The following is a 21,242-nucleotide window of genomic DNA, read 5'->3' as shown; positions in this document are numbered from 1 at the left end:
ATGCTGAAAAATCCCTGCGCGACGCCAGCCTCGCAATTCAAACATTCACCGCACAGCGAGCACATTCATGCGTATCCGGCCGTGGGCCATTTCGGCGGTCGCCTTGTTGTTGGCCACGTTCTGCGCCCCGGTCAGCGCCGAGATCGGACAACAACTTGAAGTCTCGTCCGGCCCCGATTACCCGCCGTTTGCCGACAGCAACCTGCCCGATGGCGGCATGCTCACCGGCATCGTCCGGCGCGCTTTTGCGTTACGCGGCATTCAGGTGCAACTGACGTGGCTGCCATGGCGGCGCTCGGAACTCGATAGCGCCAATGGCGTATTTGCCGCGACTTATCCCTATGTACGCACCGCCGAGCGCAGCAAACGGTTTGTGTATAGCGAAGAGCTCTACACCGTCACCACCTGGGTGTATGCGCGGCCAGAACTGGCCAATGCCCCGCCCGAAGAACTGGCGCGGCACATCCAGTGCGTGCCGCAAGGTTATGCCGTGGGCGTGCAGGCAGAAGCAAAACTGGGGCCGGTACGTGGCATCCAGCAACCGGCCAATCTGGATGCCTGTGCGCGCATGGTGCTGATGGGCCGGGCCGATTTCTTTCTTGCCAACGACGCCGCTGGCGGCGTGGTCATGCGCAGCATGCCGCGCGGCAAGCTGGTGCATTCCGAACAGCCGTTTGTGGGCAACTCACTGCATTTGATGGTTCCGGTGCGGCGCAAAGATGCCGCGTTTGTCATCCACCAGTTCAACCTCGGCCTGCAACAGCTCAAGCGCAGCGGCGAATACGATCGCTATATCGCCGATTATTTGCGCGACCACCCGGTACCGCGTTAGCCTGCGCTGGCTGTGACGGCCATCACCGATATCCGGCCAGGCTGTAAGCCACCGTTATGATCCGCACAACCTTGCGGAGACATGCAATGACTTACAACGCGATACAAAAGACCTGGCTGGCCCTGCCGATGGCGTTAATGCTGGCGGCGTGCGGCGGCGGTGGCAGCGATGGCAGCAGCACCAGCGTCAGCGCCGGCAGCAGCAATAGCAGCAGCGGCGCAACAGTCACCGCCACACCCACCCCCACCAGCGCCGTTACGCCGACACCGACCCCGGCACCAAGCAGCACGCCCACCGCAACGCCTACCCCCGCACCGAGTGGCGACAGCACCAGCTTTGCGGCTATCGATACCAGCAACCGCAGCGAAGTCATTGCCCGTTATCAAGACAGCCTGGTGCCGCTCAAAGCCACCGCCTTCAGCTGGACCGGCAGCGTCAGCAGCTGCGCGCCCGGCGACACCCCGCTCAGCTACAAGAATGCCGAAGTACGTTTGCTGAATTACTACCGCGCCATGGCAGGCTTGCCTGGCAATGTCACCCTGTCGCTGGAGGAATCCACTCAGGCGCAAGCCGCCGCCCTGATGATGGATGCCAACAGCCAGCTCAGCCATTCCCCGCCCACCACCTGGACCTGCTACAGCAGCGTCGGCGCAACGGCGGCCGGCAAATCCAACCTGGCCATGAGCAGCGGCATATTGAATAGCGGCATAGGCGGCATCGGTCTGTATGTGAGCGATGGCGGCGTGACCTCCTTGGGCCATCGGCGCTGGGTGTTGTATTCGCGCCTGTCCGCTGTGGGCACCGGTGACACGCCGCGTGCCAACGCTCTTTATGTGATTGGCAATGTCGGCGCGGTGTACACGCCAGCCAACGGCATCGCGTGGCCGCCTGCCGGTTATGTGCCACGGCCAGTCTCCGCGCCAGCGCAGCAATGGTCGTTCTCGTATCCGGGCGCGGATTTTTCTTCCGCCGCGGTCACGCTCACCGACGACGCGGGCAACGCCATCGCCACCACCGGCGCGGCCGCGCTCGATGCGGGCTACGGCGACAATACTTACGGCTGGAACATCAGCAGCAGCGCCACCGGGTGGGATCGCAACCCGGGCGATACCCGAATCAATGTCGTGATCAGCAATGTCCTGATTGGCGGTGTGGCGCACAGCTTTAGTTACAGCGTCACCTTTGTCACACCCTAGGCTCCACCCAGCCACGGCAAGGGCGGCATCGTGCCGCCCTTTTTATTTACAGAATGGCCAGCCATGTCGATGCCAGCAACAGCACCGCCATGCTGCGATTAAACCGGCCCATTGCGCGCGCCGACGGCAACAGCCGCTGCGCCGTCGCGCCTAACGCCGCCCACATGCCCATACACGGCAGCGACATCAGCCAGAACAACAAAGCCAGCTGCCACAGCGCGCCCGCGTGACCAAACACGCTGGTTACGGTCAGCGCCATCACCCAGCTTTTGGGATTGATCAGCTGCAATGCCGCCGCCTGCCAAGCTGGCACCGGCTTGCTGGCGTGGTCGGTCGACAATTGCATGTCGGCCGCGCGCCACAACTGGATTGCCATCCAGCTTAGCCACAACGCGCCAAGCCAGGTCAGCGCAGTGCGTACCAGCGGCGCCCAGCGCGCCACTTCGCCCAGACCCACCCCCACCAGCACAATCATGGACGCGGCAGCCGCGCCCGCCAGCACCACCAGTGGCAAGGCCTGGCGCAGCCCGTAGCGCGCGCTTTGCCCCAAGACCAGAACATTGGTCGGACCCGGCGTAATTGACGCCACCAGGCTGAACAACAAAAAAGGCCAGATTTGATTCATCACACAGCACCTCAACACAGAACGAGTGTTGAGCATGCCGGGCGCGCTGCTTTCAGTCTGGAAGGTTCGTGCAGCGCTTGCGGTAATGGGCTGGCGTCATGGCATAAGCGCGCATAAACCAGCGCCCGAGATGGCTTTGATCGGCAAAACCCAGCGCACTGGCCACCTGGACAGGCGTATGCCCTTGCGCCAGTAAATGTCGTGCCCGCGCCAGCCGCAATTGCACCAGATAAGCATGCGGTGCCAGCCCGTACGCGGCCTTGAAGGCGCGCGACAGGCGAAAGCGATCCACCCCCGCCACATGCGCCAGCGTATCCAGATCAATATCGTCAGCCAGATGCGCGTGCAGATAATCGCGGGTGCGGCGGGCCACGACGGGCAAGCGCGGGTCTTGCTGTAGCGGAATCCGCCACTGCAGATGCGGCGTCAGCCGGGCCAGAAAGCGATCCAGCACGCCTTGGCGCACGATGCGCAATTCTGGCTGCTGCAGACTATCCCACGCGCCAGCGATGGCGTGCGCCAGGGACAGATCAGTCGCCAGCGTATGGGTAAAACCAGCTTGCGCAGTGGAGGCCGCGTCCGGAAACAGCACGCGTAATTCGCGCTCGAACCAGTGCGGATCGATATACAAAGTGCGATAAGTAAAACCCGCTGCGGCCGGCGCCTCGCCATCGTGGATTTCGCCCGGTTCCAGCATGAACACGCCACCGGGCGTACTGGTATGGCGCTGACCGCGGCAATCAAATTGCTGCACACCGGTTTCGGTAAAGCCGACCAGATAGCTGTCGTGCCAGTGCGGATCGTAAGCATGGCCTTCAAAATGCGCGTGCAGCGTCTCGATGCCGGTGTCGGCATCCTTGAACAGATTGATCCAGTTGTTCTCGCTCATTGCGCCGATTCCTTCGCCAGAATGGCGACTGTAGCCACATGACTCGAACCGGTCTGGAAGATTTGTGCAGCGCGCACGCCAGCGATGGCCTAATTGACCAACCAGTCAGCCACACCACCATGATGGCTGCAGGTGCCGCGCCGGTTCTGGCTGAAGCTGTAGGTATTGTCGCCACAGTGGGCGGTGGCGCCGGCCGGGGCGGAGCCGCCTATGGTATGCGCCGGTTTGTGCACCACATGGCCCGCCTTGTTGATATACGTGCCCTGCTCGATCACCGTGTCGGCGGCAGGGCCAGAGGCTTTTTCCACGCTGATACGCGCCCAGCCCGGCAGCATACTCAGCGCCATCAGCAATGCCACGATGCAGTGTTTCATCTAACCTAAACTCCTTATACGCAACGGCGGTCGTATCAAAACGTAGGGCGGATACAACTTCGCACTTGCGGACATTGTCGCAAAATTCCACATTCGGCGTAGCGCCTACGGGCAGGCGCAAGCTGCAGGACAGTACAGAGTGAGCACGCAAGCCAATTACTATATCAAACGTACCGCCGATGAAATCCGCACCGGCTGGGCCGTGTTCAATCGCAAAGATCTGCGTGTGTCGCTGGTATTTGTTGAAAAAGATCACGCCGAGCTGGAGCGCGAGACCATGGAGCGCGGCGTTCTGGAAATGAAATTCCGTTCGTGGTTCCGACTGGGCCGCGTGCGCTTTAATGAAAGCAATCTCTATCGCGGCAAGGTGGTGGCGCAGGGGCGGCGTCACGTGATGATTTATGCAGGCAAAGGCCAGCTGCATTTGCTGGAGCTGTATTTGCTGCTGATTGCCGAGATCAAACCGGTGCAAGGCAAGCCCTTGATGTGTGAGTTACACAAAGGCCGCTTGCAGCGCTTGCCCGGCTGACAAAAAAAGACCCGTGGCCTGGGGCGGGCCACGGGTTATGCGGTAAAACCAAGCCCTGCACGGCTTGCAGAGACCACTATAGCGGCGCGCGGCGCCAGACATGGCAGGCGCAGCCGCCAGCGGTGAAGTGCTTCACAAGCGCAACGGCGCAGCCGGAACAAATCCGCGCACGCATCATCGGCATCGGCTCAGCCCGCTGCGGCGCGAGCCAGGCCGAATTGTGCGGGCACCCGCTTCTGCCGCAAGGCCATAAACGGCTGTTCCACATAGCGGTGCAATAGCCAGCCCACCAGCAAACACGCCGCCAGCACCAGCGGCAAACGCAGCCATTCACTGGCGTGCAGCGACTGCAGTCGCTGGCTGACCACGTGCGCCACCGGTTTATGCACCAGGTAGAACGAGTACGACCACAGCGCGAGTCGATTCGCGCCGGGGATACGTGTACGTGCCAGCAGACTACGGGGGCTGAGCGCGGCAATCACCAGCAAGGCAAACGCTGAGGCGATCCCGGTATAGCCGAGCGCGGTCATCCAGAAGCCATAACCGTAACCATCGACATACATATAAGCATGCACCAGCCACAACATGCCCACGGTTGCGACCAGGCCTGCCAGCAGATTGCGCGTGCCGTGCGCGGTAATGCGTTGCCATAGCTCGGGCTGCAGATGGCGCAGCATGGCTACGCCCACGCCGGGCAGGAATTCGTCGGCCCGACACAGCGTAGAAAAGTAGATGTATTTGTAATAAGTCAGGCCAGCCGGGTCCGGCCCGATATCGGACCAATGCTGGATGCGGCTGGCTATGCCCGCCACCAGCAGCAGGCTCCACACCCACCACGCGGCACGGCGCGGCAAACGGGTGGCGGCGCCCAGACTAAGCAACAGCGGCAACAGCAAATAAAACTGCTCTTCGATGCACAGCGACCACGCATGCGAAAACGCCGTGCCCGGCTGCAGCCACCAGTTCTGGCTAAAAGTCACAAAGCGCCACAACGGCGGCAGCCCGTTGCCACCTAGTTGCCCCGGCAGCAAAAAAAACGCTGCCAGCGTGACCCAGTACACCGGCAAGGTGCGCAAAGCGCGGCGCGCGTAAAACGCTTTGAACGACAAGCGCTTGCCCGCCACCAGGCCAGCCAGCAACTGGTTGGCGATCAGATAACCGCTCAACACAAAGAACAAATCGACGCCCACCCAGCCGATCTCACTCAGCACGCCAAAGGTGTTGTGATGACTGACGAACACGGCGTAGTGATACATAAACACCAGCGAGATCGCAGCGGCGCGCAGCGTATCGAGGCCGTAAAGGCGGGGTGCAGTAGCGGTCATCATTACCTGCAAGCAATCAATAACAAGCCGCGCCGGTTACATCGCAAGACGGGCAAACTGAGGCGCGATCTTACACATCATTTACTCGTAGAGTGAGCACTCTTGTCTTGAGGAGTTCACTGCATGGCTTTGCAAACTGCTTCTGATCTGAATGGCGCCTGGCGTCTGCTGGCTGGCGAATTTGTCGAAGAAAACGGCCAGGTCACCCATTACGATCAGGCTGGCGTGGCTTCGATCAAGCTGTTGGTCGACGGTTATTTCAGTTTTACCTCCAGCAGCACGGCCGGCTTTTACGGCTGCGCCACCGGGCGCTATGAAGTGGGCGCGGACGGCGCATATATCGAATCACCGTTGCTGGCGTATAACCCGTCCATGCTGCAGCGCCAGTTTGCGTTTCGCGCACGGCTGGAAGGCGACCTCTGGATTAATGAGCGCTGGGAGGATGGCAAGCGCGTGGAGCTGGAAACCTGGCAACGAATTCGTGACTGAGACCGGCACAGTGGCGTGACGCCTATGCGGGCCTGCTCTCTTGCAGTTGAATTTTGACTTTAATTTACTTGCATAATTATTTGATTTTTATAGATAAGATCAAATCGTGCTTTATTTTGGTGACTGGTCACAAATAAAAACGCGTCGTATCGCTACGACGCGTTTTGTTTTTGGTGACTGGTCACGCAATCAAATATCCATACCCAGTTCGTGCATTAAAAATGCATATTGATCTGTCTGCTCATCGATCATTTCAGACAAGGACGTACCAATCCCATGCCCGCTGGTGGCGCTGGTCCGCAGCAAAATCGGGTTGCCCGCGGGGTCCGCAGCCTGCAAGCGCGCAATCATTTTGCGCGAATGCGCGGGATTAACCCGGCCATCGTGGTCGCCCGTCAGCATCAGGATCGCGGGATAAGCCGTGGCGTCTTTGACGTGATGCAGCGGCGAATAGGCATACAAGGCGGCAAACTGGGCCGGGTCTTGCACACTACCAAACTCGGTCACATTAAACGCGCCATTCGGGTCGAGCTCCACCCGCAACATATCGTAAATGCCCACCTGGCTGACCACGGCGCGGAACAACTCCGGCCGTTGCGTCAGCGTTGCCCCCATCAACAGGCCGCCGTTGCTGCCACCCATAATCGCCAGTTGCTGCGGGCTGGTGTAACCGGCTTTGAGCAGATATTCAGCCGAGGCAATAAAATCATCGAACACGGTTTGCTTGTGGGTGAGATTGCCCGCCAGATGCCAGGCTTCGCCGTACTCGCCACCGCCACGCAGATTGGCCACCACATAAACTCCGCCGCGCTCCAGCCACACGCGCGTGGCCGCGCTGAAATACGGTGTCATGCTCACGCCGTAACCGCCGTAGCCATACAGCAGGGTCGGGTTATGCCCGTTGAGTTGCGTGCCTTTACGCTTGAGGATATTCAGCGGAATCCGCGTACCGTCTTTGGCCGTGGCAAATTCGCGCACGATTTCGCTATCGCTGTAATCAGCGGCCGAAGTAATGGCCAAGGCGGTTTTACGCAGCGCGCCATGGTCTAGCGCATACCAGGCGGTTGGCGTCAGATAGCTGGTGATGCGCGCCAGCACATGGCCTTGCGCGTCCACGGCCAGATCGTCCACGCCACTGACGGCAGGCGTGGGCAACAGGCGTTGCGCTCTGGTTTTTAAATCAACTTCACGTAATTGCGACGGGCCACCTACCAGCTCCGCCACATACAGACGCCCTTTGCCGATCACGAAATGATCGATGGTGCCCTCGCCTTGCGCCAGCACGGTTTGCGCGCGCTTGAGCTCAGGCTCGTGCAAATCCAGCCGCAACACTTTGCCGCGCGGCGCATCTGCACGCGACAACAGATACAGATAGCCATCTTCGCCAAAAGCAGCGTCTTTAACCCCCGCCGCATCGGCCGCCAGTTTGTGCCAGCCGCCACCGGCGGTGTTCTTGAAATACAGCGACGCCTCGCCGCCGTCGCCATTGGCCACCATTGCCGCCAGATAGCGGCCATCGCGTGAGGCGCTTAAACGGGTTTCAGCGATACGCGGAAAATCCTTACCCAGCTCATAGCGATCCTTGCTGGACGCCGTACCCAGGGCGTGGAAATACACTTGCTGATAAAAGTGACTGTCCGCCTCGGCGCGTTCGCCCGGCGCCGGGTAGCGCGTGTAATACAGGCCGCTGCCATTGGCATTCCACGCCACGGTGCCGCCGCCGGTGGGATACGCCGCGCGCGGCACCCGGTCGCCACTGTCTTTGCCGCTGGCCACATCCAATACATGCAAGGTGCCGTCTTCACTTCCCTTTTCGGACAGCGACAGCGCGACCTTGCTGCCGTCGTTGGAAGGCAGATAGAAATCGATGGTGACCGTGCCGTCGGCACTCAGCGTGTTCGGATCGAGCACCACTTTCTCGCTCGCCAGATCATCCGGGCTGGTCAGCGTAACCAGCAAAGGCTGTTGCCGGGGCGGCTGGCGTTTGAGCGCAAACCAGACCCCGCCGCGCTCGATCAAATCGTAATAAGCATTGGAACTGGAGCTGACCAGGGTCTTGATCTGCTGGTGCAACGCGGCGCGCCCCGGAATGGCATCCAGCCACTGCCGACTGAGTGCGTTCTCGCCAGCCACCCACTGCCGCGTCGCCGCACTGTCCCCGTCCTCCAGCCACTGGTAAGCATCACTGACCGCCACGCCGTGATAGGTATTGAGCACGGGCTGGCGCGCGGCGGACGGATAGTCCAGCGCCCAGGCGGATTGCGTCGCAGCGGTGATCAACAGCGCCGCGAGCAGAGCAGGTTTCACAGACATAAAAGCCTCGAGAGGAAGGAAGCGGGTTTTATACCCGCAATCCTTCCAGCCAGGCAGCGTGCCTGTGTATATGTTGCGTGCGTGCTGCGTCAGGCGCGGATTTGCTTGAAGGCGGCACGGATAATGGCGCCCGCGTCGGGATCGCCTTTGAGGATGGCGGACAAATAATTGCGTGCCTGTTCAAAGGTAAAGTGCGGCGGCAAGGGCGGCACATCGGGGTCGGTATAGGCTTCGATCAGGCAGGGTCGGCCCGCAGCAAACGCTTCTTGCCACGCCGGCGCGACTTCTTCCGGACTACCGATGCGGATGCCTTTGAAACCCAGCAATTCGGCGTAAGCGGCATAGGAGAAATCGGGCAGATCCTGCGACCCGCTAAATTTGGCATCGCCTTCCATGGCACGCTGTTCCCACGTCACCTGGTTCAGGTCGCGATTGTTCAGCACCAACACCACAAAGCGCGGATCAGCCCATTGCTTCCAGTATTTGGCTACCGTCACCAGTTCGGCGTTGCCATTCATTTGCATGGCACCATCGCCCATCAAGGCAATCACCGGCCGATCGGGATGGGTGAACTTGGCGCCGATGGCATAAGGCACGCCCGCCCCCATCGAGGCCAGGCCGCCTGACAAGGAGCCCGACATCCCCGGCCGCAATTTAACGTCGCGTGCATACCAGTTGGCGACCGAGCCGGAATCGGCGCAGACAATGGCACGTTCGGGCAGCAGCGGCGACAGCTCCCACAACACGCGCTGCGGATTAAGCGGGCTGGCATCGACCATGGCGCGATTACGCAAGGTCTGCCACCAGTCGCGCACATTGGCCATCACCTTGTTTTGCCAGCTGCGGTCAGTTTTGCTTTGCAGCAAGGGCAGCAAGGCTTGCAGCGTCAGCTTGGTATCGCCCACCAGCGCGGCATCCATCGGGTAGCGCAGATTGATCATGGCGGGGTCGATATCGATCTGAACGCCGCGTGCTTTGCCGGGCTCGGGCAAAAATTCGGAATAAGGAAAGCTGGAGCCGATCATCAACAGGGTGTCGCACTCCTGCATCAAATCCCAGCTGGCCTTGGTGCCGAGCAGGCCAATGGAGCCGGTCACCCACGGCAATTCGTCCGGCAACACCGCCTTGCCCAGCAAGGCTTTGGCAACTCCGGCACCGAGCACGTCAGCGATCTTCTCGACTTCGGCCGTGGCATGCAGCGCGCCCGCGCCAACCAGAATCGCCACTTTCTGGCCCGCATTAAGTATCGCTGCGGCTTCGTGCAAGGCGGCGCTCGATGGCTGCACATTGGGCTCAACCAAACCCACGCCGGAAAACACGCTGCCATGCACCCGGGGTGGTAGCGGCACTGCCGGCAGTTCCTGAATATCGTTGGGCAGAATGATGGTGGTGACGGTGCGATGGGCCTGGGCGATGCGGAAGGCGCGGTCGATCACGTGCCGCAATTGCGCCGGGTCCACCACCATCTGGACATAATCGCTGACGTCGGCAAACAGATTGGCCAGGTCCACTTCCTGCTGGTAATGGCTGCCCAGCGCCGAGCGTTTTTGCTGGCCAATAATGGCCACCACGGGCTGGTGATCGGCTTTGGCGTCATACAGGCCGTTCAATAAATGAATCGCCCCCGGTCCGGACGTGGCCATACACACGCCAACGCCACCGCCAAACTTGGCTTGCGCCGTCGCCATAAAAGCAGCCATTTCTTCATGCCGTACCTGGATAAAGTCGATGCCGGTTTTGGTACGGCGCAACGCGCCCATTACGCCATTGATGCCATCGCCGGGATAACCAAAGACGCGTCGCACGCCCCATTCCGCCAATCGATCGACCAGAAATTCGCTGGTGGTTTGTGCCATCGTCTTGCTCCTTGCGCTGAGTCATCAAAATCCGGAAAACCCGTGGTGCTAATGCGCCGCCACTTGCTCGGCGCTGGACCAACCGCCGCCCAGCGCTTTATACAAAGCAATCAGGTTGCTGGCCGACGTCACCTGGCTTTGCAGCAACTGTTGCTGCGCCTGGTTGTAGTCGCGCTCGGCCTGTAGCACTTGCATAAACGGCACCAGGCCATTGCGATAACGCGCAAAACCTACTTTCACGGCGCGGTCCAGTTGCCCCACCTGATCGCGTAAAGCCTGTTCGCGCTCATGCTCGCGGGCGCAGGCAATCAGCGCGTTGTCGGCGTCGTGATAGGCATTCAGCACACTCTGGCGGTATTGCAGCACGGCCTGTTGCTGCTGCGTATTGGCGATCTGCACATTGGCGCGTAGGCGACCGCCCTCAAAAATCGGGAAAGACAATTGGGGGCCGACGTTAAAAAACCGCGCCGCCCAGGTTTTGAGATCCGGCCACGTGGTGGATTGAAAGCCGCCACCCAAGGCGAGCGTCAGACTGGGAAACAAGGCCGCTTCGGCCACGCCGATTTGCGCGGTTACCGCGTGCAGTTGCGCTTCGCTCTGGCGAATATCGGCGCGCCGGCGCAGCAGATCCCCGGGCAAGCCCACTGGCACCCCCGGCGGCTCCGGCGGCAAAGACTGGGCCTGATCCAGCAAGGCATTGAGCGCACCGGGCGGCAGCGCCAGTAACTGGCTGAGCTGGTTTTCCAGCTGCGCTTGCTGTTGCTGCAATTGCGGCAGCTGCGATTGCGTGCTCAGCTTTTGCGCGTCCACCTGGGCGATTTCGGCATCGGTATCAAAGCCGTGTTCTTTACGTGAACGCGTAATCTCGCCCAGCCGCTTCTGGATATTCAGATCAATATCGAGCAAAGCCCGTTGCGCCTGCACACCGCGTAATTGCAGATAGGTGCGCGCCACTTCGGCCGCCAGCGAAACGCGCGCATCCCGACTCCCGGCCACTGCGGCATCAGTGCTGGCATCGGCCGCCTCCACCTGGCGCCGGACTTTGCCCCACAAATCAAGCTCCCAGCTGGCATCAAAACCCAGTTGAAACAGATTGAACGGCCCAAGCAAGTCGCCGGGTATGGGGGTACTGGAACCGCTGCCACCACTGGAGCCCCCGCTGGACGAGCCACTGCTGCTGCCCAGACTGGTTGCCACGCCTTTCTCACTGATTTTCTGCCGGGTAGCCGAGGCATTGCCATCCACCTTGGGCCAATAGGCGCCGGTGGCGGCCAGGCGTTGCGCCCGGGCCTGGGCGATGCGGTTCAGGGCCAGCTGGATATCCAGATTCTGCAATTGCGCATCCTGCACCAGCTGCGACAGTACCGGATCATTAAAACTGTTCCACCAGTCGTCGCGCGCGGCGGGCGTGCTGGCCGCTGCGGGCGCGCTCGCGCTTAGATCAGCCGCGGCGCGGGCGGCAGGGCCAGACCAGTTGGCGGGCGCAGAAGCCTGCGGCGCATGCCAATCCGGGCCCACCGCCGCACACCCACCCAGCACCACGGCTGCCAGCAAAGCGCAGGCCCGCATCGATGGCTTAATGACCATGGGCGGCGCCTCCTTGTGGCAGATTCTTGAGCAACAAGGCCACCGGCCATAGCGCGATACACGCCACGCCAAACAGCCAGAAAATATCGAGATAACCCATCAATTGCGCCTGCGGTTGCACCAGTTGTTGACCTTGCTGCGCCAGCGCGGCGGCGCTGGCCGTGACGTCTTGCGGCAGGCGACTGAGCGGCGAAATATGCTCCGCCAGCCGCGCGTGGTGAAATTGCTCGCGCCAGGCCAGCAAGGTGGTAGCAAACGACACCCCCACGCTGCCACCGAGGTTGCGCGACAAATTCAGAATGGAAGATGCCTGGCTGTTGCGATCTTCCGGCACGCCGATATAGCCCGCTGCCGTAATCGAAACAAACAAGAACGGCAGCGACACCGCCTGATACGCCCGCGACAAGGCGATATCGCTCAATGAGGCCGTGATATCGAGGTGGCTGACGTGGATCATCGCCATGCCCGACACCACCAGCGAGGCCAACACCAGCCATTTGGGCTGGATGACGCGGCCCACCACCAGCCCGGCAACCGGCATCATCAAGGTGGTGGCCAGGCCGCCCAGGGCCAGGGTTTTGCCCGCGGTCATCGCGTCGTAGCCCATCAGCTCCTGCGTCATTTGCGGAATAAGCTGCGTGGTGGAAAACAGCGTAAAGCCGATCACGAACATCACCACATTGGCCGCGCTGAATGAGCGCAGCTTGAACAATTTGACGTCGACTGCGGGCCGGGGATGGTTCCATTCCCAGAAAATCAGCGCGAGCAAAGACACCACAAACACCACAAACATCAAGCTGATCGAGGTCGACGCAAAGCCGTCTTGCTGCTGAAAACGATCCAGCACCACCTGCAAAAAGCCAAACGTGCTGGCGGTAAGCACAAAGCCGAGCCAATCCAGCGGAATGCCGCTATTGAGCAATTCGTCTTTATCTTGTTTGAGGATGGCGGGTTCATCGACAAACAGCTGTATCAACGTCAGCGACAGCAAACCGACCGGCACGTTGATCAGAAAAATCCAGTGCCAGGAGAAGGCGTCGGTCAGCCAGCCACCCAGATAAGGGCCGATGGCGGGGGCCAACACCACGGTCACGCCATACAAGGCAAAGGCTTGCGCGTGCTTCTCCGGCGGAAAGCTATCGGCAAAAATCGATTGCTCGGTTGGCGCCAGGCCACCGCCGCCTATGCCTTGCAGCACGCGAAAAAACAGCATCATCGGCAAATTGGTCGACAACGCGCACATCAGCGAGCTGCCGGTAAAAATCGCCACGCAGACCATATAAAAGCGTTTGCGCCCGATCAGCGTCGCCAGCCACCCCGAGATGGGCAGAATAATGGCGTTGCTGATCAGGTAGCTGGTGATAATCCAGGTGCTCTCATCCTGCCCCGCCCCCAGGCCACCGGCGATATGGCGCAGGGCGACGTTGGCGATGGTGGTATCCAGCACTTCCATAAAGCTGGCAATGGACACCACAAACGCAATCAGCCAGGGACTGTGATTACCGGCGGCGGAACGCGGCAGCGCGGCGGCCATGCTTATTTGACCGTCACGGTGGGCACCACCGACATGCCGGGCACCAGCAAATACTGGTGGATACGGTCATCATCCAACCAGATCTTGACCGGCAGCCGTTGCACCACTTTGACGTAATTGCCGGTGGCGTTCTCGGCGGGCAGCTGGCTGAAATACGAGCCGGTGCCGGCCTGGATGCTGGCCACCTTGCCGTTGAATTTAACGCCAGGATAAGTATCGACCTTGATCTCCACCGGCTGGCCGGGGCGCATGTCGGTCAGCTGGGTTTCCTTGAAGTTGGCGGTAACCCACAACTGCTGACCCACTATCGCCAGCAGCGCCTGGCCCGGATTCACATAATTGCCGCTTTCGACTGAACGCTTGGTGATGCGCCCGTCCACCGGCGCCACCACATGCGTGTACGACAATTGCAATTCGGCCGCTTTGACTTGCGCGCGGGCGCTGACCACGGCCGCCTGAGCGGTCTTTACCTGGGCATAGGCCGAATCGATCTGCCGATGCGCGGCGCCCGCCTGGGCTTTGGCAGCGGCCACTTTGGCGGAATTGCTGCGGTCCTGGGTTTGCGCCTGGTCAACCTGTTGCTGCGAGATCGCATCCTGGTCCACGCCCTCATAGCGGGCGCGGTCGCGAGCCGAGTTGCCGGCTTCAACTTCCGCCTCATGCACCTGCGCATCGGCCTGACCGGCATTGGCTGCCGCGACCTGGGTTTGTGCGCGCGCTTGCGTCAGCTGGGCTTCGGCATTTGCCAGCTGGCCCAGCGCTTGATCCAGCTTGACTTGATAATCACGCGCATCGATTTCAAGCAAAGGCTGACCGGCGTGCACGATCTCGTTGTCATCGACCAGCAGCTTGACCACGCGACCGCTGACCTGCGCCGCGATCTGGCTGCCGCGCCCGTCGATAAAGGCATCGTCGGTGGAAACATGGCTGCGCGACTGCAACCACCAATAAATGCCGCCGCACAGCAGCAAGATAACGACGATGACCAGCACGAGCATCAGCACGGGACGTTTGTAGAGTGGCTTTTTATCTTTTTTCTTGTTGTCTTTGCCCTGGTCCTGATTGCCGTCTTTTTGCTCAGCCTCGGCCTGCGGCGCAGGCGTAGCTTGTGCCTGATCCGCGTGCGTGATGGGAGTTTGGGACTGGTCGTCGTGCCCGGCATGGCTGGCAGGCGCAGGCGTAGGTGTCGCGTCGGACATGGCGCATCCATAGGCCAACGCAGTTGCGCTGGCGTTATAAAAGGAGAATTACAAACAAGGAAAGAGAATACAAAGCAAAGCGTCCGGACTCGTGCCAGCCGGGTCTGTGAGCGCGGGTCGGTCAAGTCCGAAAGCCTTGCCGGGGGCGGGACTACAGCGGCGATGTACGGATTGCAAAAAACAAACGGGGCAAGCCTTGGCGGCCCGCCCCGTGGTTGTAACCGGTCATTCAATCAAGCGGCGCGCTTGCTATCAGCAGGGACAACCTTTGCCGCTGCCCGCGTAACGTGCCTCCATGCAGTAGCGATAAAACTGCTCGCGGCTTAACGGCGTGGCCTCTGGATGTTTTTGCTGCATATGCTGCAGGTAGTAGTCGTAATCGCGCACGCCCACCATCAAACGCGCCATCTGCACCAGCTTGTGCAATGCGTCCAGCACACGGGCCAGCATGCTGCCGGCCAGCCGTTGTTGATGCGCAAATTCAGCCCGGCTGAGCGTGGGTGCTCGCGCGCGCAATTGCTGCTGCAGATAGCGCGCATAGGCCAGGTCCAGATCATCCACGCGCTGCGCCGTAGTCAGCTCAGGCATGATGTGCCGCCCCGCCGCGCCATTCGGCATCCGATTCATGCGTGGTAGGTTGGCGTGACGCCAGCGCCGCCCGGATATTGAGCACTGCCGACACCAGCATCACCACCGCGACCAGCATAAAGAAACCGCACAGCGCCGCATTGACCTGGTTGTTCAGCACGATGCGTTGCATATCGACCAGCGTTTTGGCTGGAGCCAGCACGCTGCCTTGCTCCGCCGCGGCGCTGAACTTGTTGGCCACCGCCAGAAAGCCCACTTTTGGATTGTCGCTGAAGATTTTTTGCCAGCCAGCCGTCATCGAGCAAATAAACAACCATGCCGTCGGCACTATGGTCACCCAGGCGTAGCGCTCTTTTTTCATCTTGAACAACACCACGGTGCCGAGGATCAGTGCCATGGACGCCAGCATCTGATTGCCAATGCCGAACAGCGGCCACAGTGTATTGATGCCGCCGAGCGGATCGACCACGCCCTGGTAGACAAAATAGCCCCAGCCCGCCACGGCCAGCGTGGTACCGATCAGATTGCCGCCCCAGTTGTGGCTACGCCCCAGCCGCGGAACCGCCACACCGGCCAGATCCTGCACCATGAAGCGGCAAGCACGCGTACCGGCATCAACCGCAGTCAGAATAAACAGGGCTTCAAACAGAATGGCAAAGTGATACCAGAACGCCATTAGCGCACGGCTGTTGAACACGTCCGACACGATATGCGCCATGCCCACGGCAAACGTCGGCGCCCCACCCGCGCGCGACAGAATGGACTTTTCGCCCACATCTTTGGCCACGGCCAGCAAGGTATCCGGTGTCACCACAAAGCCCCAGCTATTGATGGCCACTGAAGCCGTCTCAACCGTTTTACCGATGACGGCGGCGGGCGAATTCATGGCGAAGTAGACGCCCGGATCAATGACCGAGGCGCAGATCAAGGCCATGATGGCGACAAATGATTCCATCAGCATGGCGCCATAGCCTATCGCCCGGATGTGGCTCTCGCGTTCGATCAGCTTGGGCGTGGTACCCGAGGCCACCAAAGCGTGGAAGCCCGAAATGGAACCGCAAGCGATGGTGATAAACAGGAAGGGAAACAGTCCGCCGCTGAACACCGGACCCGAGCCATCGATAAAGCGCGATACAGCGGGCATTTTTAGATCGGGCGCGGCAAACACAATGCCGATCGCCAGACCGACAATGACGCCAATCTTGAGAAAGGTAGACAGATAATCGCGCGGCGCCAGCAACAACCACACCGGCAAAACCGAGGCGATAAACCCGTAGATCACCAGGGCGATGGTCATCTGCACGCCATTCAGGGTAAACAGCGGGCCCCAGGTCGGGCTTTGCGCGATATCACCGCCAAATACAATCGCCGCCATCATCAGCACAAAACCGATGAGCGAAATTTCGGCAATCCGGCCGGGCCGGATATAGCGCATATAAACGCCCATAAACAGCGCAATCGGGATGGTGGCCGCAATGGTAAATGCGCCCCACGGACTATCCGCCAGGGCCTTGACCACCACGAGTGCTAGCGCGGACAAGATAATGATCATCACACCCAGCGCGCCCAACATCACCACCACGCCGGCAAACGGGCCGAGTTCCTGCTTGGCCATCTCGCCCAGCGAGCGACCATCGCGGCGTGTGGACATAAACAAAACCAGAAAATCCTGCACCGCGCCCGCCAGCATGACGCCAATCAAGATCCAGAGCGTGCCAGGCAGATACCCCATTTGCGCCGCCAGAATCGGCCCCACCAAGGGCCCGGCACCGGCAATAGCGGCAAAGTGGTGGCCAAACAACACGTATTTGTTGGTCGGCACGTAGTCGAGGCCGTCGTTACGCCGCTCGGCCGGTGTCTTGCGGCTGTCGTCCAGCTCAAACACCTTGTTGGCGATAAAGCGGCTGTAAAAGCGATAAGAAATCGCATAACACGCCACCGCCGCGACGACGATCCAGACTGCGTTGACATGCTCACCCCGACTTAACGCCAGAATGCCAAAAGCGATGGCACCCGCAATTGCCACCGCCAACCAGATCAATTTGTCTTGAATACGGCCCATGTGCTCCCCCAGTCGGTTCGACATCCAGATGCATGCGCCATGGTCATACCGAACGCCACGACGCTGGCTTCGTAGTCTATACAAACCAACTACATCTTTCAGCACTCTTTCTCAGGGGACGGAAAAATAGAATGTTCTCATTGCTGCGGCTGGGCTAGCCGGCACGTTGGGGTGCGGCGTGGGGCTGGTGGCGACTGCCGGGGTGGTGCCCCATTTGGTCGGAGGGGGAAGGATTGCGCGGTCTGGACTGCAGCGATCTACTGGATGGCTTTGACGGGTGGATCTGGACCCACCCTATGGGTGGCGGGGATTTGCAAGTGTTTACAGAAACCGGCGCGCGAAGGGCGCGACCCGGTTTCTGAACATGCGCCGCAGGTGCAGCGGTTAACGGTTTACCCCGCTCAAAGCCCCCGTTCCAGATCCGCAATCAAATCGCCCACATGCTCCAGCCCCACCGAAATCCGTACCAGCCCGTCGCCTATCCCGGCCCGCGCCCGCGCTTCCGGCGTCAGACGTCCATGCGAGGTGCTGGCGGGATGCGAAATCGTGGTGCGGGTATCGCCCAGGTTAGCCGTCCGCGACATCAGTTGCACCGCATCGATCAACTGCCACGCCGCCGCCTTGCCGCCCTTCAGATCAAACGAAACCACGCCACCATGCCCGCTCTGCTGCTTGTTGGCCAGCTCATGGCGCGGGTGATCCTTCAGGCCGGTGTAGTAAACGCGATCAATGGCCGAATGCGTTTGCAACCAGCTAGCTAGCTGGATTGCATTGTCGCAATGCGCCTTCATGCGCAAAGACAGGGTCTCCAGACCCTTCAGCAACACCCAGGCATTAAACGGCGACAATGTCGGGCCCGCCGTACGCAAAAACAGATAGACCGGTTCGATCAGCGCATCACTACCCACCACGGCGCCGCCCAATACGCGGCCTTGCCCATCGATATATTTGGTGGCGCTATGCACCACGATATCGGCGCCAAAGCGCAGCGGCTGTTGCAGCGCGGGCGAGCAGAAACAATTGTCCACCGTCAGCAGCGCATCATGCGCATGCGCCACATCGGCAATCGCCTGGATATCGGCGACGTCGACCAGCGGATTGGAGGGCGTTTCGAGGAAGAACAAACGCGTATTCGGGCGCACCGCCGCTTGCCACTCACTGATTTCCAGCGGCGAAACATAAGTCACTTCGATGCCGAAACGCGTCAGATAGTTATTGAAGAAGCTCATGGTGGAGCCGAACAGCACATTCGACGCCACGATATGGTCACCCGCCTTCAGGTGCGCCATGCACAGCGAGGTAATTGCGCTCATGCCAGAGGCTGTGGCCACTGCACGCTCCGCGCCTTCCAGCGCAGCCAGGCGCTGCTCGAATGCCGATACGGTCGGATTGGTAAAGCGGGAATAGGTATAGCCGGGGATCTGACCGGAGAACATCAAAGCCGCTTGCTCGGCGTTTTCCATCACAAAGCTTGAGGTCAAATACATCGCATCCGAATGTTCACCAAATTGCGAACGTTCGGTGCCTGCGCGTACGGCCAGGGTGTCGCGATGCAGCTTTGAATAATCCAGATCCGCCATGTCCATGCCTTCCTTATCGTTAGAAACAACATAGGGTGGGTCAGGACCCACCAACCAGAGTGGCATAACCGGACATTGATGTCCGGACGCCTGGCTTTGGTTGGTGGGTCTTGACCCACCCTATGGGTGCTGCGATTACATCAGGTTTTGTTCGGCCACACCAATATTCATATCCAGCAAACCCACGTCGGTGGTGCGGTTGGACAGCGGCGACAGGCGCTTGGCTTCCAGTTGGTCGAGGTACTCATCGGTGATATCGCCGGTGATGTACTTGCCGTCAAAACACGACGTCTCGAATTCGGAAATCTTGCCGCCGCTGGCTTCAGTACACGCCAGGATCAGATCATCCAGGTCTTGATAGATCACTGCATCGGCACCGATTTCATCGGCGATTTGCGCAGCGGTGCGGCCCGTGGCGATCAGCTCGGCACGCGTCGGCATATCAATGCCGTACACATGCGGGAACATCACCGGCGGCGCAGCCGAAGCCAGATACACCTTGCGGGCACCGGCTTCACGCGCCATCTGCACGATTTCTTTGGAGGTGGTGCCGCGCACGATGGAGTCATCCACCAGCAGCACGCTGCGGCCGGCAAACTCAACGCCGATCGGGTTCAGCTTCTGGCGCACCGATTTCTTGCGCGAGGCCTGGCCCGGCATGATGAAGGTACGGCCGATGTAGCGGTTTTTGATAAAGCCTTCGCGGTACGGCAGATCCAGCTTGATGGCCAGTTGCAGCGCCGAAGCACGGCTGGTATCCGGAATCGGGATAACCACATCGATATCCAGATCAGCCACTTCACGCGCCACCTTCTTTGCCAGGTACTCGCCCATTTTCAGGCGCGCTTCGTACACCGAGATGCCGTCGATCACGGTGTCCGGGCGGGCAAAGTAGACGTGCTCAAAAATACACGGCACCAGCTGTGCGGCCGGATGGCATTGGCGGCTGTTGAATTCGCCACCAAACGAAATATAAACGCCCTCACCCGGCGCAATGTCGCGCAGACGCTTGAAGCCCAGTGTATCCAGCGCCACCGATTCGCTGGCCACCAGATATTCCGGACCTTCCGGGGTGTCGTGCATGCCCAGCGTCAGCGGGCGGATGCCGTGCGGATCACGGAATGCCACCAGACCGTAGCCGGCAATGATCGCAACCACGGCGTAGGCGCCTTTGACGCGCTTGTGCACGGCGGCGATGGCTTCAAAAATGATGTCCTGATCCAGCTGGAAACCGTTGGCGCGCTTTTGCAGTTCGTGCGCAAACACGTTGAGCAAGGCTTCGGAATCCGAATTGGTGTTGATGTGCCGCAAATCAGTGCGGTACATCTCGTCCTTGAGCTGGCTGTCGTTGGTCAGGTTGCCGTTATGCGCCAGCACGATACCAAACGGGCTATTCACATAGAACGGTTGCGCTTCGGCCAGGCTGGACGCCGAGCCTGCCGTGGGATAACGCACGTGGCCGATGCCCGTGTTGCCCCACAGCGAACGCATATTGCGGGTACGGAACACGTCGCGCACCAGGCCCTGGCCTTTGTGCATGTGCAACCGTTGTTCCTCGGCGGTGACGATGCCGGCCGCATCCTGGCCCCGATGCTGTAGCACCAGCAGGCCGTCGTATAACAATTGGTTGACCGGAGATTTGGCGACTACGCCCAGGATGCCACACATGCTGAATGCCTCTTGAATCTGCTAAAACCAGTTACCGGGAAAAACGATCAACGTTCCGCACCATCAATCGTAATGGATGTGCGCCGCCACTTGCTGAGGCAGCCAGGGCAGCGTCATGCGCGCCGCTTCTTCGAACATGGGGCTGAACATGGCATTTCGCCAGAGCGGGCTTTGGGGAACCTGTGTCAGCCCGGCCAGCAATACCAACATCAACGTAAACAGAAAGCCGCGCGCCAGGCCAAACAGCGATCCGGCCAGCCGATCCAGTGGCTTGAGCCCGGTGGCGGTCAGAAACTGGCCCAGCGTAATGCGGATCAGCGAGCAAAACAGCCAGCTGGCAAAAAAGATCAGGACCAAAGCGGCCAGATAGCGCAATTCAGCGGTGGGCAAGGCTTGCGGCATAAACAGCGCCACCGCGCTGGCGTAATGGAAAGCCAGCCAGGCCGACGCCGCCCACCCCACCAGCGCCATGACTTCCTGCACCAGCCCCCGCATTACCGATAGCAGTATCGATAAACCGAGGATCGCCAGTACCAGGTAGTCGAACAGCGTCATGCCGGCACCTGCTTGCACCGTTTAGGTCGCTTGGCCTGAAT

Annotated in this window: 18 protein-coding genes; 4 read left to right on the top strand and 14 right to left on the bottom strand. The window is 60.3% G+C overall.

Going from position 1 to position 21,242, the window contains the following annotated elements:
* The first annotated feature begins 67 nt into the window (after positions 1 to 67).
* Together ACYQ1A_RS01235 and ACYQ1A_RS01230 are read left to right on the top strand one after the other, a co-directional pair.
* Positions 68 to 832: a substrate-binding periplasmic protein gene (locus tag ACYQ1A_RS01235; protein WP_062223245.1), complete on the top strand. Its 765-nt coding sequence runs from the start codon at positions 68 to 70 to the stop codon at positions 830 to 832.
* An 86-nt stretch (positions 833 to 918) separates the two neighbouring features.
* Entirely contained in the window at positions 919 to 2,028 is a 1,110-nt protein-coding gene (locus tag ACYQ1A_RS01230; protein WP_499359506.1) for a CAP domain-containing protein, read from the top strand.
* Between the two features lie 46 nt (positions 2,029 to 2,074).
* On the opposite strand, the gene ACYQ1A_RS01225 is transcribed toward ACYQ1A_RS01230, so the two are convergent.
* The 3 genes from ACYQ1A_RS01225 to ACYQ1A_RS01215 all read right to left on the bottom strand — a co-directional run bounded on the left by ACYQ1A_RS01225 (position 2,075) and on the right by ACYQ1A_RS01215 (position 3,916).
* The gene (locus ACYQ1A_RS01225; RefSeq protein ID WP_499359504.1) at positions 2,075 to 2,653 is read right to left on the bottom strand and encodes a LysE family translocator; all 579 of its coding nucleotides are present in this window, start codon (positions 2,651 to 2,653) and stop codon (positions 2,075 to 2,077) included.
* Positions 2,654 to 2,705: 52 nt separating this feature from the next.
* Positions 2,706 to 3,542: an AraC family transcriptional regulator gene (locus ACYQ1A_RS01220; RefSeq protein WP_062224304.1), complete on the bottom strand. Its 837-nt coding sequence runs from the start codon at positions 3,540 to 3,542 to the stop codon at positions 2,706 to 2,708.
* Between the two features lie 89 nt (positions 3,543 to 3,631).
* The gene (locus ACYQ1A_RS01215; protein ID WP_499359502.1) at positions 3,632 to 3,916 is read right to left on the bottom strand and encodes a DUF3761 domain-containing protein; all 285 of its coding nucleotides are present in this window, start codon (positions 3,914 to 3,916) and stop codon (positions 3,632 to 3,634) included.
* Between the two features lie 139 nt (positions 3,917 to 4,055).
* Between ACYQ1A_RS01215 and ACYQ1A_RS01210 the strand changes: the two genes are divergently transcribed.
* Positions 4,056 to 4,445: a hypothetical protein gene (locus tag ACYQ1A_RS01210; RefSeq protein WP_499359500.1), complete on the top strand. Its 390-nt coding sequence runs from the start codon at positions 4,056 to 4,058 to the stop codon at positions 4,443 to 4,445.
* A 188-nt stretch (positions 4,446 to 4,633) separates the two neighbouring features.
* Here the strand turns inward: ACYQ1A_RS01210 and ACYQ1A_RS01205 are convergent, their stop codons facing one another.
* On the bottom strand, positions 4,634 to 5,773 hold the full coding sequence (locus ACYQ1A_RS01205; protein ID WP_062224307.1) for an acyltransferase family protein: 1,140 nt from the start codon (positions 5,771 to 5,773) through the stop codon (positions 4,634 to 4,636).
* 120 nt (positions 5,774 to 5,893) lie between these two features.
* On the opposite strand from ACYQ1A_RS01205, the gene ACYQ1A_RS01200 reads away from it, so the two are divergent.
* The gene (locus tag ACYQ1A_RS01200; RefSeq protein ID WP_062224309.1) at positions 5,894 to 6,259 is read left to right on the top strand and encodes a hypothetical protein; all 366 of its coding nucleotides are present in this window, start codon (positions 5,894 to 5,896) and stop codon (positions 6,257 to 6,259) included.
* 189 nt (positions 6,260 to 6,448) lie between these two features.
* Here the strand turns inward: ACYQ1A_RS01200 and ACYQ1A_RS01195 are convergent, their stop codons facing one another.
* From ACYQ1A_RS01195 to ACYQ1A_RS01150, 10 genes are all read right to left on the bottom strand, one after another.
* Entirely contained in the window at positions 6,449 to 8,572 is a 2,124-nt protein-coding gene (locus ACYQ1A_RS01195; RefSeq protein ID WP_499359498.1) for a prolyl oligopeptidase family serine peptidase, read from the bottom strand.
* A gap of 89 nt (positions 8,573 to 8,661) precedes the next feature.
* Positions 8,662 to 10,428 carry a thiamine pyrophosphate-requiring protein gene (locus ACYQ1A_RS01190; protein ID WP_499359497.1) on the bottom strand — a complete coding sequence of 589 codons (1,767 nt, stop codon included), beginning with the start codon at positions 10,426 to 10,428 and terminating at the stop codon, positions 8,662 to 8,664.
* 48 nt (positions 10,429 to 10,476) lie between these two features.
* Positions 10,477 to 12,015 (bottom strand): efflux transporter outer membrane subunit, encoded by a 1,539-nt coding sequence (locus ACYQ1A_RS01185; protein ID WP_499359495.1) that lies wholly within the window; start codon positions 12,013 to 12,015, stop codon positions 10,477 to 10,479.
* Positions 12,005 to 13,549, bottom strand: a complete 1,545-nt coding sequence (locus ACYQ1A_RS01180) for a DHA2 family efflux MFS transporter permease subunit (RefSeq protein ID WP_499359494.1) — start codon at positions 13,547 to 13,549, stop codon at positions 12,005 to 12,007. Before ACYQ1A_RS01180 ends, ACYQ1A_RS01185 begins: the two co-directional genes overlap by 11 nt.
* 2 nt (positions 13,550 to 13,551) lie before the next feature.
* Positions 13,552 to 14,748, bottom strand: a complete 1,197-nt coding sequence (locus ACYQ1A_RS01175) for an HlyD family secretion protein (protein ID WP_499359492.1) — start codon at positions 14,746 to 14,748, stop codon at positions 13,552 to 13,554.
* Positions 14,749 to 15,000: 252 nt separating this feature from the next.
* Positions 15,001 to 15,336: a YbdD/YjiX family protein gene (locus tag ACYQ1A_RS01170; protein ID WP_499359490.1), complete on the bottom strand. Its 336-nt coding sequence runs from the start codon at positions 15,334 to 15,336 to the stop codon at positions 15,001 to 15,003.
* On the bottom strand, positions 15,329 to 17,398 hold the full coding sequence (locus ACYQ1A_RS01165) for a carbon starvation CstA family protein (RefSeq protein WP_499359488.1): 2,070 nt from the start codon (positions 17,396 to 17,398) through the stop codon (positions 15,329 to 15,331). The genes ACYQ1A_RS01170 and ACYQ1A_RS01165 overlap by 8 nt, the downstream gene beginning before the upstream one ends.
* A 401-nt stretch (positions 17,399 to 17,799) precedes the next feature.
* Complete coding sequence (locus ACYQ1A_RS01160) at positions 17,800 to 18,978, bottom strand: O-succinylhomoserine sulfhydrylase (protein WP_499359487.1); 1,179 nt, start codon at positions 18,976 to 18,978, stop codon at positions 17,800 to 17,802.
* A gap of 135 nt (positions 18,979 to 19,113) precedes the next feature.
* Positions 19,114 to 20,646, bottom strand: coding sequence for an amidophosphoribosyltransferase (purF, locus tag ACYQ1A_RS01155; RefSeq protein ID WP_499359486.1), 1,533 nt, complete (start codon positions 20,644 to 20,646; stop codon positions 19,114 to 19,116).
* A 63-nt stretch (positions 20,647 to 20,709) separates the two neighbouring features.
* Positions 20,710 to 21,201, bottom strand: coding sequence for a CvpA family protein (locus tag ACYQ1A_RS01150; protein WP_499359484.1), 492 nt, complete (start codon positions 21,199 to 21,201; stop codon positions 20,710 to 20,712).
* Positions 21,202 to 21,242 lie beyond the last annotated feature (41 nt).

It is taken from the genome of Silvimonas sp. JCM 19000, from assembly GCF_054652575.1.
The sequence above is the reverse complement of the archived record's forward strand: the minus strand, read 5'-3'. Positions and strand labels throughout refer to the sequence as shown.